Raw genomic sequence first — 16,925 nt, 5'->3', positions numbered from 1 at the left:
GAATACAATTTCAAAAACGAGTTTCGCAATCGAAACTCGTTTTTTCTTATCTTATGCCCAAGGGTTGTAAAACCTACCATCATTGATAAAGAATAGGCTAATCGTTACTAGAACCAGTAGAGCGATGATGGATAGGACCAGATAGTCCATTTTTTTCAGGGGCTGGTAGGTGTACCAGGTCCGCTTTTTATTTTTTCCGAAACGGCGCAATTCCATGGCAGTTGAAATGGTATCAATCCGACCAAGTGAGCTGAAAATCAAAGGGATAACCAAGGCCAGATTGCCCTTGATCCGGTCCATCAATTTGGCTTTCTTGGACAATTCCAGGCCACGCGCCTCTTGAGACATGCGAATGGCATAAAATTCTTCCTGAATATCTGGTATGTAGCGCATGGTCAGACTAACAGCGTAGGCAACCTTATAGGGCACCCCGATTGTATTCAAGCTGGAGGCAAATTGACTAGGGTGGGTTGTCATCAAAAAGATAATGGCCAGAGGAACTGTGCAAAAGTATTTGAGCAACAAATTCAGCAAGTAAAACAATTGCTGGCTAGTCACGGAGTATTGCCCCAAACCTTTGAAAAGGACAGTCTCCGCCCCATAGAGTTCGACCCCATACTTAGGCGCAAAGACATACACCATGGTCGCATTCAGGAGGGCAAAAATGGTCGTGAAAATCAGAACGAAAGACACCTTCCTATAATCAATACCCGATAGCTTGAAAAGACTGAGGGAAAAGAGGGCGATGAAAATAATCAGACGCGTATCATAGGTAATCATGGCCAAGATGGACACAATCAAGAAAAAGAGGAGCTTGCTGACAGCAGATAGTTCATAAATAAAGCCCCGTCCCTGCTGGTAGCCGATAAGTGCTTGCTGGCTCATAGCTTTCTCCTTTCTTCCTGCATGTAGTAGTTGGTCAAGGCCAGAGGGTCCACTCCCATTCTCTGAGCCAAATGGAAAATAGAAGTCTCTTTCAAATTAGCCTTGTCAATGATAGCGGCATCCGAAAGGATTTCCGCTGGAGACTGGTCCGCAATAATCTGACCATCCACCACAACCAGGGCCCGGTCCGAATAATCCAGCATCAGCTGCATATCATGGGTAATCATGACAATGGTATGACCTTGTCGATTGAGCTCGTCTAAGAAATCCATCATCTCACGGTAATGACGCTCATCCTGCCCAGCTGTTGGCTCATCCAGCAGAATAATTTCCGGCTCCAGCACCAAAATGGAGGCAATGGTCACCCGCTTCTTCTGACCGTAGGATAGGGCTGAAATCGGCCACTTACGGAATGAATAGAGACCACAAACTTCCAGAGCCTTGTGTACTCGCTTTTCGATTTCTTCTTGACCCACTCCACGCATTCTCAAACCGAGGGCCACTTCATCAAAAATCATGTTCTGGCTGATCATTTGATTGGGATTTTGCAGGACATAGCCAACCCGCTCGGCCCGTTCTTTGACCGAATCGTCCTTGATAGATTGCCCCTGCCAGATAAAGTCTCCTTCCACATCCAGAAAACCACAGAGAGCCTTGGCTAGGGTCGATTTTCCGGCTCCATTTTTCCCGACGATAGCCAGACGTTCCCCCTTGTAGAGGGTGAAATGGATGTCCTTGAGGGCCTGTTTCTGCGGATAGGAGAAGTTCAGGTTTTTAACCTCTAGCAAGCTCGGCTTGGCAAGGACCTCTTCTCGGTCTAAGAGCAAATCCACTGATTGAAGTCCTGTCAAATCAAGACCAGACAGGCTTGATAAAGAATTTGCCTGCTCCAGAGAGTAGCCCATAGCCCGTAGGGTTGCCAAATAGAGTGGCTCGCGGATGCCATTTTCCACCAAGAGCTTGGTCTGCAAGAGTTGATCCGGCTGACCGTTGAATAGGATTTGTCCCTCATTGATGAGAACGATGCGGTCCACCTGTCTATAAAGAACATCTTCCAAGCGATGCTCGATGATAATGGTGGTCGCTCCCTCCTGCTGGTGCAGGCGATCAATCAAGTCAATGGTGTCCTGTCCAGACTTGGGATCCAGATTGGCCAGAGGTTCATCAAAGAGCAAAATCGGACTTTCATCAATCAGGACACCTGCCAGACTGACCCGTTGCTTCTGTCCACCAGACAGGTCCTGGGGACGGTGGTTGAGAAGCTGGTTTAATTCCAAACGATTGGACCAATCAGCCACTTTTTGCTGCATCAGTTCTTGACTTTCCATGTCATTTTCCAAGGCAAAGGCCAAATCCTCTGCCACAGACAGACCGATAAACTGACCGTCCGTATCCTGCAAAACAGTCGATACTAGCAGGGATTTTTCATAAATAGACAGGTCAAAAGCCTCCTGACCATCTATAAAGAGCTGGCCACTATGACTACCTTGGTAAATATTGGGAATAATGCCGTTAAGACATTGACCCAGTGTTGACTTACCAGAGCCCGAAGGTCCAACAATCAAGACTTTCTCACCTTTATATATACTTAAGTTGATATCCCTCAGTGTCGGCTCCTGCTGGGCCTTGTATTGAAAGCTAAAATCCTTGAATTCAATGAGTTTTTCCATAGTACCTATTATACCAAAAAGATGACTGAAAATCGGCTAGAATTACTAAAAACTTCTGAATGTTCTGATTTTTTTAACAACTTAGGGATAAAAATAAGGGAATAATTTTATTTTCCCTTACCAGAATGTAGACAGACTATACTTTGGAAAAATAAACTGAGTAGCTCTGCTAGAAAAATTAAAAAATTAGTCTCATTTTGCGAGCGAAGCGGGCCTACACCGAGACTTTCCGCTGTGATGAAAATGCTTGAGACGTTGTCGTCTCAAGCATTCGGAGCTATTGAGACCTTAGGCTCAATGGCTAGGTATGGAATTCCGTAGGTAGCTCAAACAGTCTGGAAGACTGTTTGAGGAGTAAACCCAGAAACAAGAAAATTTACTACCGTCCGGCATCACCTCAGGAAAGTCCTAAAAGAGGCTTTGTCTACAAACTCATAAGGGAATTTGAGATCCCCTTACACATCTACTTATTTTGATAGTTGTAAAACCTTGGCTACTGCTTCATCCTCTTTCATTGCTTTCATGAAACGAGCCAGATTTGGGTATTCTGTCCACGGTTTTGGTGTTTTGACCGACCAAGTCGCCATAACAAAGGCATAGGGGTCAGCAACAGTACGTTGGTTGCGATACACATGGTCTGTATCGCCAATTAAGCCATCAAGGAAGGTCATGACACGGTCAACCCGTTGATAGGCTGCTTGGACAACAGCGTCAAGTTCATCTGCTTTTTTAGAAACCGTGTAGCGGTTGGGACTGAAAATCGGCCAGAAGGATGGATGAAAATCTCCTGTCAAGAAGGCCATAATTTCATTAAATTCTGTCTGAGATTGCAGGTCTGCATCTGGTCCCAACTGACTTTCTGGACTGCTTGCAGCAATATAATTCAAAACAGCATTGGCCTGAGTCACAATCTTATAATCTGGTACGTCCAAGGCCGGCACCATTCCCAAAGGATTGACTTTCAGATACTCTTCCGAACCCAGCTTAACTCGCTCAACCTCATAATCTAAACCGGACCACTCCAAGGAAATCCAACAGGCAAGAGCACAAGTACCCGGTGCATAATACAGTTTCATAAACATTCCTCCTTCGCTTAGCTAAGTAGTATTCTAGCTCTATTATGGCACTTCTGTTTGAGAAAAACTCTCCAGAAATTATTTTCCATTCTCTTCAACCAAAAAAGAATCATTGATTGGGTTCTGACAAATGAGAGGCGCACGCTTGATGTCCTCTATGGTTTGAGTACCTGCAAGTTGCATAACAATCTTGAGCTCTTTGTTCAAATGTTCGACAACACTTTGTGTTCCTTGAGCACCGCCTAGCGCAATACCATAGACAATGGGACGACCGAGCGCCACAATATCGGCACCGTTAGCCAAGGCTTTAAAGACATGAGACCCACGGCGAACACCGCTATCAAATACGATTGGCACACGTTTATTGACCCTATCGGTGATGGCACGCAAGACATCAAAGGAAGCAGGACCGCCGTTTAATTGGCGACCACCATGATTGGAGACCCAAATACCTGCTGAGCCAGCTTGGATAGCAATTTCAGCAAGATAGGACCGGGCATAAACATCCCTCCGTCCCTTGAAGAGAGAAAAATAGAGCTCCAGTTTCTCAGCCGTAGTCAACCTAATTTTTTCTTGCTCAAAGTAGGTTGACTACCGCTGGTCGCTGATGAGAAAATGCTCTTGAGCCCCCTGATATTGCAACAAATTCAAGAATTTTTAGCTAGCATAATAAGGAAAACGAGCAAGATGCCTAGCACCCTGCCCCTTGATTTTTCAATGTAGAAAGACTTAGAGACCTCCTAATTTTAAAACTGCTATCAAACCCACTTCACTCTTTCAACTGACATTTCAAGTACTCAATAGCCTTCTTGGTCAACCGTCTAGGTCCACGTACCGCCTTGACTCCCAAGTCCATTATGCGTGATCTCGGTAACACCTCATCCGACAACTGTGCAATCAACTCGACCTGCATGAGTTTCTTTTCTGTCGGAATATCTGATTCCCTGTGATTTTCTAGGTTCGCCCCCAAGACTCGACAAACATAACGAATGGCCTGTACTGGTGCCGTGACATAAATGGCAACGATGTCCCCGGCTTGAATGGTTGATTTTTGTGGCCAATAGACTACCTTATTTTCCGCAAATTCGGTATCGATATCATAGACCTTGGGATTGGCTGGAATAACCCAATAATCTGGTCCCTGCTCTGCCTTGTAGGATTTTGGTCCTACCAAATACCGACTTTTCTCAAGGAGGGCAAACACCGTCTGGTCCTCCACAGTATCATCGAGTAAGACTGACACCCAGTTCTTCTTCGACATATGGTAGGCAGGGAAGATGCCTGACTGACTCAGCAGCTCTGCTATTTCCCGACCGTCAACCTTGAGATTGACAATCTCCACCTCTTCTTGAGAGCCGCTCCCATCCAGCTTGTCCCTCGGAATCTGACTGACTAGGACATACCACTTATTATTGGAGGGATGGCGAAAAGCCCCATAGGTCGGCAACTTGGCAAAGGGATAATCAGGAAGGTCGCCCCACTGCTCCTTGATAAGCTGGGCTATGCGGTTGCTTTGGTCTTTAGAAAATGGCAGAGCGATAGAGCAGGCTTCGGTCACACGCAGAAGAATGGCCTCATAAGCCTCTTTGACCTGGCTGACAAAGGCTCCTGCGGGTGCGGTCACCAGATGAGCAGTGTAAGTCTCCTCCATCTCGCAATCCCAGATATAGGACGACAGCTGACCAGCCTCATCGACTTCCACTACCGCCTCAAACTGCCCCTCCATGAAGACCTCACGGTAGGTGTAGCGACCATCGGAGAAGATGAAACCGAAAGGGAGGAGGGAGGGGAGGTTAGCTTTATACTTATTATTCATGAATAAACTTCCTTAATTTCTCCTACTAACCCAGCCAATCGCATCTGCTGGTGGATTTTCCGTATCAATCCAGATAAATTCAATACCGATTTCACCATTTTTGAATTTGGTTAATCGAATACCATTTATTTCCAGAGATTCTAATTTTTTCCCTGTCAGTACTTCACGCTCAGCCAATTGAAAAACACCTCTCAGCAACCATTCACCAAGAATATCTTGCCTATCCACTGACTGAATAGCCTTGCCTGATTCTTGATTGATGTAGGCTTCAATAGCATCTCCTGATGATAGAAAACGAAGCGTAAAAGTTCGTTCTTCTTTCGACAGTGCCAATTTTTTGCCTGTTTCATCAAATGTCCCAACATTGTGACCGAAAAAGTCTGGTCGAGCATCATGAAACTTCTTAGAATCAGGCAGTGGGATGTAAACTTCACTAACTGGACGGTAAACCAATTTCTCCAGTTTTTCAGATAGCTTTTCAATTCCCGACTCCTGAGCAAAGTTTATCAAGGCAGTCCGAATTTTTTTCATTTCAGCTTTTTCTTCTTTAGAGGACCACTTTTTCAATAAAATTTCTTCCAAAGAATAAGTTACAAACGCAAGTTCTTCCGAGCTGAGCTGATCCAAAAATTCCTCTTGGATTCGCTGAATGCGTGATAATCTATCTTTTTTAGCTAACTTAGCTCCACCATTAAAGGCATTAAAGCCTGAATTTTCTTCAACATGACCATGCTTATCTGTGATAACCCATGACACTGTATCAAGAACTTGTTTTTCTTTCTCATCCGCAGATAAAGTGTGGAGATTTTCAAAAATATAAAATGGATCTTCCACATAGTCCACATCCCATGTATCTACAACTATCTCTTTGTTATGGAATGTCATGTGAAGTTGACTATCTGCTGCGGTATATTTGTAATCATGTTGGCCATCTGTAAAGGCAAAATTTGTCGGTGTCTTTAGACTGGTCGCTCCCTTAATCTGCAAATTTTCAACATCAATTGGAAGGTAGCTAGTTTCCCCTACAAAAATTTGTGGCTTAGCTCCCTTTGCCGTTGGCATTAAAACATGGTAAACAGATTCCACCGTTGAATCAGAAGCAAAACCACGAATTTGTGCCTTTGATGACTCAATCCGTTGGTTACGTAGCAGGGAAATTTCCTTGGCCAATTTCAAGTAAAGTGAATGATTATTTTTATTGGCCGTTTCTTTATCTGGAGCAATCATCGCATTAAACTTGATTTCTTGCAGAATTTCCGTCCAACTCTGCGAATCTTTCTTGAATTGGGCAACTTTTTGGTCACCTGACTGAATGCCGAAAGACTTGATTCCGACTAGATATTTATACTGATTGTCCACCATAACCGAGGCATCAAAGGAAGTGTTGGCAATATCTTCACCTACAGCTTGAAAGGCCCTCTGAAAGACTGTTTCTTGGAACTTGGAATTGATAATCGGAGCTACATAATTAAAGGTTTCATTTTCCTCATCTGATTCAGACTTTTGTGAAAAAGCCTCACTAAGACTTGCAAAATTAGTGATTAAGGTTCGATATTTTTCTTTTTGCTCTGCTTTTAATTTTTCCCACATAGACTCTACCTCTTTTTTCTAATCATAGTATAGCAAAAGAAGACTAGATTTTCACTAGTCCTCTAATTTAATTATTCGTAATAGCGATGCTATAAAATTCCAAATGACCACCTTTTTTGACCAAGCGTAGATAGTCTTCGTCCGACAAAATTCCTAAACCGTCATTATAGCTATCTAACTTAGCAATCGCTTCGTCATAAGTCGAAACAAAGTCTTTCACATAAGACTGCCCTTCAAACTGACCATTCATCTTGGTATAGATGATAGCGACATTTCCAGTTCGTTCCAACTGTGACGGTCCGGAGGACGTTTTCAACGCTTCGGCAATCTTATCCGCAATCCGCTTGATAACTGGTACAACAACGCTGTTGCCAGCCTGTTTGTAGAGCTGCCCGTTGGACACACCTTCTGGAATTTTGAAGGTCTTTGGATAACCTTGAACGTTAAAAGTTTCTTTTGGCGTTAGCTTACGAATTTCTCCAGTATCAGTTAAGATGAGGGGAACATTATGCCCACCTGTTCCCATGTTAGCCGTCAGGGTTGGCACGACACCATTTTTATTTTCCCTAACATACTGGCGTCGCCACTGGTAAACTGTATCTTGACTGGTAACAGCGTGCTTTAACTCCTCAAAGAAAGGCTGTTTCCCTTGGCGATAATAGTAATTCTCCTCTGGTTTTGCCCCAAAATCAATAACATCTTGAAGCCCAGTGGTCAGCTTGATTTCCTCTGGAAACTCGAATTTATCGTAGGCTTCCTTGTTATCAAAACCAACAATGTAGATCCGCTCACGATTTTGCGGGATATTGCCGTAATCCTTGCCGTTCAAGACCTTCCACTTGATAAAGTAATTGTTCTCGGTCAAGGCTTCACGGATAACCTTGAAGGTATTGCCGTGGTCATGTGAAACCATGTTCTTCACATTCTCGACAAAAATCGCCTTGGGTTTCTTGGCTTCAATCATACGAAGCAACTCAAAGAAAAGGTCGCCTCGGTCATCTTCAAAGCCCTTGCGGTAGCCGGCGATACTAAAAGCCTGACAAGGAAAACCTCCTACAATCACATCGACTGTTTCCGAAGGGATTTCCTCTGGCAATACGGCGTGAATATCACGCCCGTCCAGATAAGTATCTGGGTAATTCAACTGATAAGTCTGTCTGGCATACTTATCAAACTCGTTGGCATACACCACTCTGAACTCGTTGGTCTGCTCAAAGCCCAACTCAATTCCACCAACACCAGAGAAGAACGCTGCAATAGCAAACTTCCCCTGCTGGCGTGAACTTACAGAATTTGTCATGTAAGCACCTGCTTTCTAGAAAATTATTTAACTAGGATAGTATAACATTTTTACAAAATAATTACTTTTCTAGAATATAAATATTCATTTTAAAGTTATCCAAAAACGAATACAGAGGGCAATTAATAGAAAAAATAATAATAAATTATAGAAATTGCAATACATTGGCTTGTTGATAAATTTATTAAATTCATCTTCTGATACTAACATTTGATTAACATAGAAATCTTTTAGAGATAGATATTGTTTTCTAATAGTTTTGATATCTAAATTAAACATTGTCATTATAATAATCAATGCACCAAATAGAAGAAGCAATAATAATCGTGTCTTTTCAGAATTTGAAAAAATAATCCTATGGAATAATCCTGGGCCTCCATTCTCTTTGATAAAGTCAAAAATTATTAGTGAAAAAGCTGTCAACCAACCAAACAGCTTAGTATTTAAACTTGAATTATAGTTTTTAACTTCTGTAGAAATTTTAATAAAATCATCTTTTAGACTATTCTGAAGTTCAAAATATCGATCCGTCTTTCCACTAATTATTCTATTAAAAATAGATTCAGATTGATTTTTGAGTAATTGTAATTCCTTCAAATGTCTTTGTTTTACGATTAAGGTCCTGACAATTTGTAATTTTACCTTATACGCTTCACTATATTCTTGATCATGAATAATCCAATTAAATATTTCCAATAAACCACTTTCAAAGTTTCTATTCCCAAATTCAGTTTTATATGAAAAGAAGTCTAACTCTCCCTCAAAAGTAAATTCTAATTTATTCTGTTGTCTCTTAGTTCGATTGGATAACAACAACAAAATATATATGTCTATCAGATGCTGTACTCTTTCACTTTTAGTCTCATAACCACCACGGGATAGAAGGTCTAGAGAAGTTTTTAATTTATTAATAGCCACACCATCAATTAGGTTTGAATGGAGAATTTTTAAATATAGTTTGACATCGTTACCCTTATATTCAACAAAGTCACGAATATCATCGTCAAAATATTGTATTTTATCATAATTTTTATAACTTAATTTATCAAATATTTGTTGTAAAGTATGTCTCTTATCATCGATAAATTCCTCTTCAAAAAGCCAGTAATTCTCCTTATTAAATATGTAATAACCATCCTTCTTTACGGTTATAATATCCTTTTTACTAAAGACTTCTATGAGAGCCGAAGTAGAATTTATAATTGCTGATGTATTCTGCCATTTTTTTATAATATTACTCATTCATCTATACCAAGATTCTGTAAAACTTGTGGACGGTATCGTTCTTCAATATCAAGTTCTAATTTCCCTGTATCTCTATTATATTCTACCTCTTGTCTTTCTCTCATCTCAATAATGTTATTCGTATAGATGCTTGTTATATCTGATATTTGAAGTGTTTTCTTAAAATGTTTAACAATCATTTTCTTAGATATGTCAAATTCTGAATCTAAATCCAATGATTTTTCAGAATAAATCATATTCTCATCATTCGTATCTAACAAATTTGCTTGAACTAATTTATTCATCAAATCTATCTTATCGAAAGAGCTACTTTCAAAAACATACTCCAAAGACAAATCTTTAACTTCTTCGTAGTTTTCTTGATTTCTAACTTCTGTAGAAAATAATAAATTATTATTAATTAATTTAATAAGCGTATCTGTATTACTATCACTATCTTTAAACAGTTTTAAGCCTAAAAATTTGTTATACCAAAATTTAGCTGCTGTATTACTTTTATCAATGATTGTCACATTGTTAAAATCATTCTTAAAAATACAAATCTTGTAATAACTATTATCTAGTCCCAAATCATGCCGTATTGCAAAGGTCTCTGGATCAATAGCTGTAGTAGATTCTAATTTAATTAACTTGATACTACTACCAATTTGTTCAAGGAAAAGAAAACCTGTACGAATTGTTTCGTTTCGTTTTCCATCTTCATTTGTTTCTGCCCCTAACAATTTATCAGCAAATTTACGAAAGTTAAATTCATCCTTAGGATTAAAGTTTTTAAATTCAAATAATATTGAATCTCTTGTCTGATTTTCAGACGGTAAAATACATTGGACAGATAGATGTGAGCGATTTTCTCCAATCAAAAAATTAAATAACTTCCTAATGTTATCTATTTGTTTGGCGTCAAGAACTCGTTCCTCAACTACTTTATCAATAGCGTATACTTTTATTGTCATTCCATAAACCTCTTAATATAATTTTCTTTATTTATACCATAGACCAAACCTATTTAGGCTGGGTACATACACTTATTTTCCCGTTATTCAACAATCCCCAACTCTTCATACATCCTCTCACTCGATAAATCATTCTGACCATTCAAGAGGAGATTTTCAAAGAAGGCGGTTAAAAAGTCTGAGCGTTTATTGACTAACTTAGCATTGTCAAGTACAAGAGCATCGCGGAAATATTTGGCATGTTTTTGGAAAGGCTCCTTGTCAATGTCGAATCCAAGTGAGCGAAGGTATTTGATAAGAAATACAGTGATTGTTCGAGTGTTTCCTTCTCGGAATGGATGTATTTGCCAGATGCCTGAGATAAAGGATTGGATATGAGCAACAATGGCTTGTTTATCTAAGCCAGCATAAGAAAAATCCCTTTCTTGCTGGAAATCGTAGTCCAAAGTGGTGACAGTCAAGGGAAAATCTGAATAAATCATAGTATCACCATTTAAAACTGACTCATTTTTTGTAATGTTAACCGTTCGATACTCTCCAATTGGAATACTGCTATCAAAAATATCCTGAAAGAGTTCTTTGTGGATATGTAAGAGAGTGGTTGGTCGGAGGCTAAAACCATTTTGAGAGAGCATTTCAACAATTCGGAGAGAGACAATATCTGCCTCTTGCGTACTGTCATCAGTTAACTGGTGGAATTTCGTAATTTCCTCATACACCTGCTCATAGGTGTACTCTCCACGAGCTTGCCTATCAGCCAACTCTTCCATATAAACAGACGGAGTCAACCCATCCACTTTTTGAAGACCAAAACCCGTTTCCCAGAGTTCTTGCTTGGCTTCGTAGGAAAGATTGGGATTATCAATGTTGTAAGTTGGTTGCATAGACTCCTCCTGTTTGAATTTCTAGCTTTATTATACCACAAAACCCAGCCTTCTTAGGCTGGGCTTTTTATCGTATTCTACCTACTTAACCAGTTTTTTCATTTCTGCGATACGCTCTTGTGTCGCGTCATACTTAGCTTGGTAGTCGGCTTGTTTTTCTTTTTCTTTTTCAACGACTTCTGGTTTGGCATTGGCGATGAAGCGTTCGTTACTGAGTTTTTTGCCGACCATGTCTAGTTCTTTTTGCCATTTAGCAAGTTCTTTGTCCAGACGAGCCAACTCTTCTTCGACGTTGAGGAGGTCGGCTAGTGGCAAGAAGATTTCAGCACCGGTGATAACGGCTGACATAGCTAGTTCTGGTGCAGCAATACTTGAGCTGATTTCCAGATATTCTGGATTTGTGAAGCGGCGGATGTAGTTTTCATTTGCCTTGAAGAAGGTTTCAAGCTCAGCATCCGCTGTCTTAATCAAGATGGTAATCGGCTTAGATGGAGCAACATTCACTTCTGCTCTGCTATTTCGCACCGAACGAATCAAATCCTTAAGGCTTTCCACTCCCTTGTGAGCTTCAGCATTTTCAAAGGCTGGGTTGACAACAGGGTAAGCTGCCACAACGATAGATCCCTCTGCATACTGAGCGAAGATCTCTTCCGTCACGAACGGCATGATAGGGTGGAGGAGGCGAAGGATTTGATCCAACGTGTAGAGAAGGACAGAGCGGGTCATGACTTTCTCGGCCTCGTTGTCGCTGTAAAGTACTTCCTTGGTCAGCTCGACATACCAGTTGGCGAACTCTTCCCAGATGAAGTTATAGAGGATGTGACCAGCCACACCAAACTCGAACTTGTCGAAGTTTTCTGTGACTTTGGCAATGGTTTCGTTGAGGTTGTGGAGAATCCAGCGGTCCGTCACGTTACCAGCCTCACCAGCTGCGACTTTGGCGACATTTTCACGCGCCGCATCCAAGGTCAAGCCTTCGTTGTTCATGAGAATGTAGCGGGAAATATTCCAAATCTTGTTGATAAAGTTCCAAGACGCGTCCATCTTCTCATAAGAGAAGCGAACATCTTGACCAGGGGCAGAGCCGTTTGACAGGAACCAACGCAAAGCGTCCGCACCGTATTTCTCGATGACATCCATTGGGTCGATCCCGTTTCCGAGCGACTTGGACATCTTGCGACCTTCTTCATCACGGATTAAACCGTGAATTAGCACGTTCTTGAATGGCTGACGACCAGTGAACTCAAGCGATTGGAAAATCATCCGCGACACCCAGAAGAAGATGATGTCGTAGCCCGTTACCAAGGTTGAAGTTGGGAAGTAACGCTGGAAGTCAGCTGCATTTTCGTCAGGCCAGCCCATGGTTGAGAATGGCCAAAGGGCAGAGCTGAACCAGGTATCTAGGACATCCTCATCCTGTACCCATCCGTCACCTGCTGGTGCCTCTTCTCCGACGTACATTTCGCCAGATTCGTTATACCATGCTGGAATCTGATGACCCCACCAAAGCTGACGAGAGATAACCCAGTCGTGTACATTTTCCATCCATTGTAGGAAGGTATCGTTGAAACGTGGTGGGTAAAATTCTACCTTATCGGCTGTGTCTTGGTTGGCAATGGCATTCTTAGCCAACTGGTCCATCTTAACAAACCATTGGGTTGACAAGCGTGGCTCGACTACTACACCTGTACGCTCCGAGTGACCAACAGAATGCACACGGTTTTCGATTTCTACAAGGGCACCTAGTTCTTGCAACTTAGCAACCGTTGCCTTACGGGCTTCAAAGCGGTCCATGCCTGCAAATTCACCTGCCAACTCATTCATAGTACCGTCATCGTTCATGACATTGACTTGTGGCAGATTGTGGCGTTGACCGACAAGGAAGTCATTTGGATCGTGGGCCGGTGTGATTTTCACAACCCCTGTACCAAATTCAGGATCTGCATGTTCATCCGCAACGATTGGAATAGGCTTGTTGACAATTGGCAGGATGACATTTTTGCCAATCAAGTCCTTGTAACGTGAGTCTTCTGGGTTAACTGCTACTGCAACGTCACCAAACATGGTTTCAGGACGAGTTGTCGCAACTTGAAGGGCACGAGAGCCGTCTTCCAGCATATAGGTCATGTGGTAGAAGGCACCTTCGACATCTTTGTGAATAACCTCGATGTCAGAAAGGGCTGTGCGAGCTGCTGGATCCCAGTTGATGATAAATTCGCCACGGTAGATCCAGCCTTTTTTGTAGAGTTCTACAAAGACCTTGCGAACGGCTTTCGACAAGCCTTCGTCCAGCGTGAAGCGGTCACGTTGGTAGTCCAAAGATAGACCCAACTTGCCCCATTGCTCACGAATGGTCGCTGCGTACTCATCCTTCCATTCCCAGACTTTGTCAAGGAATTTTTCACGGCCCAAGTCATAACGGGTCACGCCTTGCTCCCGCAAGCGTTCCTCAACCTTAGCCTGTGTGGCAATCCCCGCGTGGTCCATACCTGGAAGCCAGAGGGTATCAAATCCCTGCATCCGCTTCTGACGGATGATAATATCTTGAAGGGTGGTATCCCAAGCGTGTCCCAAGTGTAACTTACCTGTTACGTTTGGCGGCGGAATGACGATAGAATAAGGCTTAGCCTCCGCATCGCCTGACGGCTTAAAGACATCTTGGTCCAACCAAGTTTGGTAACGACCAGCCTCAACCTCGGCTGGATTGTATTTTGGTGATAATTCTTTTGACATATTTTGTCCTTTCCACATTTATAAAACTTGCTTAATCAAACTCATGATATACTCTAAATTGTCTGTCGTCTTGACCTTCAACTCATAATCTCCATTACCAAAATGGCCGATATTGGAAACATCTCTGGTTAATTGTTTTGGATCATCCAATTGACCAATTCGTGCATTTATGAACAGTTTTAACTGCTTGTTTTGAATTTCAATATCAACAATATTATGACCATCCTTCTTAAAAGCGACATACAATTTAGTAGGAATTAACTCACAATCCGGTATCAATTGAAAAATAGCTTGTTTAAAGCTGTCATACAACTCTACAATATCGTCCGATTTTTTGAGTAGTAAATCTTCCTCCGAATAGGTTTTGAGCTCCTGGGCAACAAGGGACAGATCCGATTGCTCTTTAGAAACTGATGTCTTAATACTCGGGGCATTCTTCGATTTTTTAATACCATTCACAAATAGTACATCATTTTCAAATTTCCTAACTTCCCAAAGCTCGATATTCAAATCTTTGAAGTCAACAGCCTGTTTTTGAAAGGAAGTAAAATTAGGAGAAACAAAAGCCACCTTACTTTGGGACCAGTCTACCTGTGATTTATTTAGCAACTTCCCTGTTCGTTCTTGATACTCCAAAATGAAATCTGCCTTGTATTTCAACAAAGTATTCAAATAAGACACACCTTGATCTAAAACGCTTTGGTTGGCGCTACGCTTGTACTCAATAATAACAAAGGCATTTGTTTCTTGATCAAAGGCAAGTGTATCTAAGCGCTGATTCTGAATAGAAAACTCCGAAGCAATAAATTCTAAGCCAGTTAACTGAGTTAGGTGACGCTCAAATAAGCGTTGTAAATCGCGCTCTAGCTTAAATGCTTGATCTTTTAAATGATACAATTCATTCCCATTTAACTTAAATAGATTCATCACAAACCTCTCCTTTCAAATTCCCCCACCAACTCAATCTTAATCCCATCTGGATCTTCTAAATAGAGGGCATAGTGATCTGGCCCTCCTGCGTGGGGATAGCGGTCGTCGTAGAGCAATTTGACTCGTCTGGTCAAAAATTCCTTCCGCCATTGGTCAATCTCATCTGGTGTTCCCGCATGAAAGGCTAGATGATTGAGACCTGTACGGCAACGGTGATAACCTGGCTCTAGGAAATCCTCTGGCGTTTGGACAAAGACCAGGTACTGCTCTGGTCTTGACATAGGATTACTGTTTTCGCTTTGCTCAAACTGCATCAATGGCTCTAAACTCTCCTTCGTCGCTAGCGACTTGGAGTCATAAAGAGCCATAGAAAATCCCCCTTCCCACTCCTGATAGAGCGAGTAGCCCAGCTTGGTCAGGAGAAAGTCGTAAAATGTACGCGAGGTTTCAAGATTTGAAACGTAAATTTCAACATGATGTAGCATATTTCTCCTTTCCAAATGAAAATCCCTGCCTAGACTTGCTAGACAGGGACGAAGTTATTCCGCGGTACCACCCTTGTTCAGATAGACTATAACTATCTGCACTTTGCTTATTCGATTCACATCCTCAGCAACCAGTTTTGACATTTGTGCGGATTTCTCAGTACCACCGCTTCCTGTGACAAATGGGGCTCAAAACACCTCTGAATGCTATTATTGTAGCAAATAAGACAGACAAGTGCAAGAAATTTACTGGATTTCTCAATCTCTCTAACCTACTTTACACCAATCTGTTAATCCTTACTCTATCAAACCACCAAAATCCTTTATCAACAAGCCTGTTGCAGTTTTTTCAAAAACGTAATGTCGATTTGAGTGACCTGTTGCTGGTGAACGACCATCAGTATAGGAAGTGATAGTGGTATAGGAAATATCGCAAGTGACAGTATTTCCTGATACTTGGATATTGGAAATGCTATCAGTTGTTGAGTCATAGCGCGCTATCCCCTCATTTTCCGAATGATTGACTACCCAATCAACTGTAATACGATGACTTTCAGATCCCGTTACAAAATTTTCAGCAATCGCATCTGTACGTGTTACCAATGAGCGATTGATATCCTTACGGTACTGATTTACTCGCTCTACTATCTGAGCCTGCACATCTTCTACTGATGCATCTTGCTTGTCGCTTTTTTCATCAGCCCTGTAATAAAATGAACCGTACATTTCAAACATCACAAGCACACGATCCTTAGTTGTATCATCCTGATTTGAAATCAGTGCACCAGTTAAATCAATGGTTGGAGTGCCAGCAGGAAAAAAGAAGTAAGCTATGCGGCTTGTTCTCACACCAGTTTCTGTTACGATGTATTCAACATAACCATCTTCATGCTGCATCACCTCCACATCCCCCATCAGCTTGTCCGTCAACTTCAGGGTTTCTTGACCATTAGTCCACTCCCCCTGGACACTCCTTAAATCTCTCTTATAAAGCGCTTCTATATCCATTTTATTGGAGGTCGTCTCTGTGGTATTAGCGGATGTTGATGTAGAGCTTGAGCTTGAAGTGGAGCTAGTGGATATGGTTTTTGAGGCACTTGTTGCTTCTTTCTGTTTAGAAGGAATTACTTTGACATCCTTTACTTGCTCAGTATCTTGCAAAGCCAGTTTCAAACAATAGCCACCTACTCCTAAAACAGCTATCCCAAGTACTAAAAAAAGGCGTTTAGAAAATGGTGTACGAGATGTTACTCTCACACGTCCCTCTTGAATCGCTTGATGCAATTCAACTGGAGAGGGATTGCGCCCATGAACTTTTTTAAATTGTTTGATAAAATTTTTTTGATTCATGTCTTATT

General features: G+C 41.6%; 13 protein-coding genes and 1 pseudogene. All 14 read right to left on the bottom strand.

Annotated elements, in window-relative coordinates:
- Window positions 1-51 precede the first annotated feature (51 nt).
- Window positions 52-885, bottom strand: a complete 834-nt coding sequence (locus tag ACHBGV_RS03875) for an energy-coupling factor transporter transmembrane protein EcfT (RefSeq protein WP_105111212.1) — start codon at window positions 883-885, stop codon at window positions 52-54.
- Window positions 882-2,555: an ABC transporter ATP-binding protein gene (locus tag ACHBGV_RS03870; RefSeq protein ID WP_394735671.1), complete on the bottom strand. Its 1,674-nt coding sequence runs from the start codon at window positions 2,553-2,555 to the stop codon at window positions 882-884. Before ACHBGV_RS03870 ends, ACHBGV_RS03875 begins: the two co-directional genes overlap by 4 nt.
- A 467-nt stretch (window positions 2,556-3,022) precedes the next feature.
- Window positions 3,023-3,631, bottom strand: a complete 609-nt coding sequence (locus ACHBGV_RS03865) for a glutathione S-transferase family protein (RefSeq protein ID WP_105123437.1) — start codon at window positions 3,629-3,631, stop codon at window positions 3,023-3,025.
- Between the two features lie 78 nt (window positions 3,632-3,709).
- A pseudogene (locus ACHBGV_RS03860) lies at window positions 3,710-4,114 on the bottom strand (alpha-hydroxy-acid oxidizing protein); the annotation flags it as partial.
- 286 nt (window positions 4,115-4,400) lie between these two features.
- The gene (locus tag ACHBGV_RS03855; RefSeq protein WP_394735670.1) at window positions 4,401-5,447 is read right to left on the bottom strand and encodes an MmcQ/YjbR family DNA-binding protein; all 1,047 of its coding nucleotides are present in this window, start codon (window positions 5,445-5,447) and stop codon (window positions 4,401-4,403) included.
- A gap of 12 nt (window positions 5,448-5,459) precedes the next feature.
- Window positions 5,460-7,037 carry a hypothetical protein gene (locus tag ACHBGV_RS03850; RefSeq protein ID WP_172091518.1) on the bottom strand — a complete coding sequence of 526 codons (1,578 nt, stop codon included), beginning with the start codon at window positions 7,035-7,037 and terminating at the stop codon, window positions 5,460-5,462.
- Window positions 7,038-7,104: 67 nt separating this feature from the next.
- Window positions 7,105-8,337: a DNA cytosine methyltransferase gene (locus tag ACHBGV_RS03845; protein ID WP_105111207.1), complete on the bottom strand. Its 1,233-nt coding sequence runs from the start codon at window positions 8,335-8,337 to the stop codon at window positions 7,105-7,107.
- Between the two features lie 84 nt (window positions 8,338-8,421).
- Window positions 8,422-9,579, bottom strand: a complete 1,158-nt coding sequence (locus ACHBGV_RS03840) for a hypothetical protein (RefSeq protein WP_172091517.1) — start codon at window positions 9,577-9,579, stop codon at window positions 8,422-8,424.
- Window positions 9,576-10,535 (bottom strand): hypothetical protein, encoded by a 960-nt coding sequence (locus ACHBGV_RS03835; protein WP_172091516.1) that lies wholly within the window; start codon window positions 10,533-10,535, stop codon window positions 9,576-9,578. The genes ACHBGV_RS03840 and ACHBGV_RS03835 overlap by 4 nt, the downstream gene beginning before the upstream one ends.
- 83 nt (window positions 10,536-10,618) lie before the next feature.
- Window positions 10,619-11,419 carry a Fic family protein gene (locus ACHBGV_RS03830; RefSeq protein WP_394735669.1) on the bottom strand — a complete coding sequence of 267 codons (801 nt, stop codon included), beginning with the start codon at window positions 11,417-11,419 and terminating at the stop codon, window positions 10,619-10,621.
- 81 nt (window positions 11,420-11,500) lie between these two features.
- A complete protein-coding gene (locus tag ACHBGV_RS03825) occupies window positions 11,501-14,152 on the bottom strand; it encodes a valine--tRNA ligase (protein WP_394735668.1) in 2,652 nt (883 codons plus the stop codon).
- A gap of 18 nt (window positions 14,153-14,170) precedes the next feature.
- Window positions 14,171-15,079 (bottom strand): DUF5655 domain-containing protein, encoded by a 909-nt coding sequence (locus tag ACHBGV_RS03820; protein ID WP_394732285.1) that lies wholly within the window; start codon window positions 15,077-15,079, stop codon window positions 14,171-14,173.
- A complete protein-coding gene (locus tag ACHBGV_RS03815) occupies window positions 15,079-15,567 on the bottom strand; it encodes a VOC family protein (RefSeq protein WP_394735667.1) in 489 nt (162 codons plus the stop codon). The genes ACHBGV_RS03820 and ACHBGV_RS03815 overlap by 1 nt, the downstream gene beginning before the upstream one ends.
- A 297-nt stretch (window positions 15,568-15,864) precedes the next feature.
- The gene (locus ACHBGV_RS03810) at window positions 15,865-16,917 is read right to left on the bottom strand and encodes a hypothetical protein (protein ID WP_394735666.1); all 1,053 of its coding nucleotides are present in this window, start codon (window positions 16,915-16,917) and stop codon (window positions 15,865-15,867) included.
- Between the last annotated feature and the right edge of the window lie 8 nt (window positions 16,918-16,925).

Origin of the sequence: Streptococcus sp. A34, assembly GCF_043674115.1 — a bacterium.
GTDB lineage: Bacteria > Bacillota > Bacilli > Lactobacillales > Streptococcaceae > Streptococcus > Streptococcus suis_V.
This window is presented reverse-complemented; position numbering and strand designations above follow the sequence as displayed.

Bases quoted from the DNA above. Each gene is read 5' to 3' on its own strand.
- ACHBGV_RS03825 (WP_394735668.1), bottom strand. From the start codon at position 14,152: ATGTCAAAAGAATTATCACCAAAATACAATCCAGCCGAGGTTGAGGCT.
- ACHBGV_RS03865 (WP_105123437.1), bottom strand. From the start codon at position 3,631: ATGAAACTGTATTATGCACCGGGTACTTGTGCTCTTGCCTGTTGGATT.
- ACHBGV_RS03875 (WP_105111212.1), bottom strand. From the start codon at position 885: ATGAGCCAGCAAGCACTTATCGGCTACCAGCAGGGACGGGGCTTTATT.
- ACHBGV_RS03845 (WP_105111207.1), bottom strand. From the start codon at position 8,337: ATGACAAATTCTGTAAGTTCACGCCAGCAGGGGAAGTTTGCTATTGCA.
- ACHBGV_RS03835 (WP_172091516.1), bottom strand. From the start codon at position 10,535: ATGACAATAAAAGTATACGCTATTGATAAAGTAGTTGAGGAACGAGTT.
- ACHBGV_RS03850 (WP_172091518.1), bottom strand. From the start codon at position 7,037: ATGTGGGAAAAATTAAAAGCAGAGCAAAAAGAAAAATATCGAACCTTA.
- ACHBGV_RS03855 (WP_394735670.1), bottom strand. From the start codon at position 5,447: ATGAATAATAAGTATAAAGCTAACCTCCCCTCCCTCCTCCCTTTCGGT.
- ACHBGV_RS03840 (WP_172091517.1), bottom strand. From the start codon at position 9,579: ATGAGTAATATTATAAAAAAATGGCAGAATACATCAGCAATTATAAAT.
- ACHBGV_RS03810 (WP_394735666.1), bottom strand. From the start codon at position 16,917: ATGAATCAAAAAAATTTTATCAAACAATTTAAAAAAGTTCATGGGCGC.
- ACHBGV_RS03820 (WP_394732285.1), bottom strand. From the start codon at position 15,079: ATGAATCTATTTAAGTTAAATGGGAATGAATTGTATCATTTAAAAGAT.
- ACHBGV_RS03830 (WP_394735669.1), bottom strand. From the start codon at position 11,419: ATGCAACCAACTTACAACATTGATAATCCCAATCTTTCCTACGAAGCC.
- ACHBGV_RS03815 (WP_394735667.1), bottom strand. From the start codon at position 15,567: ATGCTACATCATGTTGAAATTTACGTTTCAAATCTTGAAACCTCGCGT.
- ACHBGV_RS03870 (WP_394735671.1), bottom strand. From the start codon at position 2,555: ATGGAAAAACTCATTGAATTCAAGGATTTTAGCTTTCAATACAAGGCC.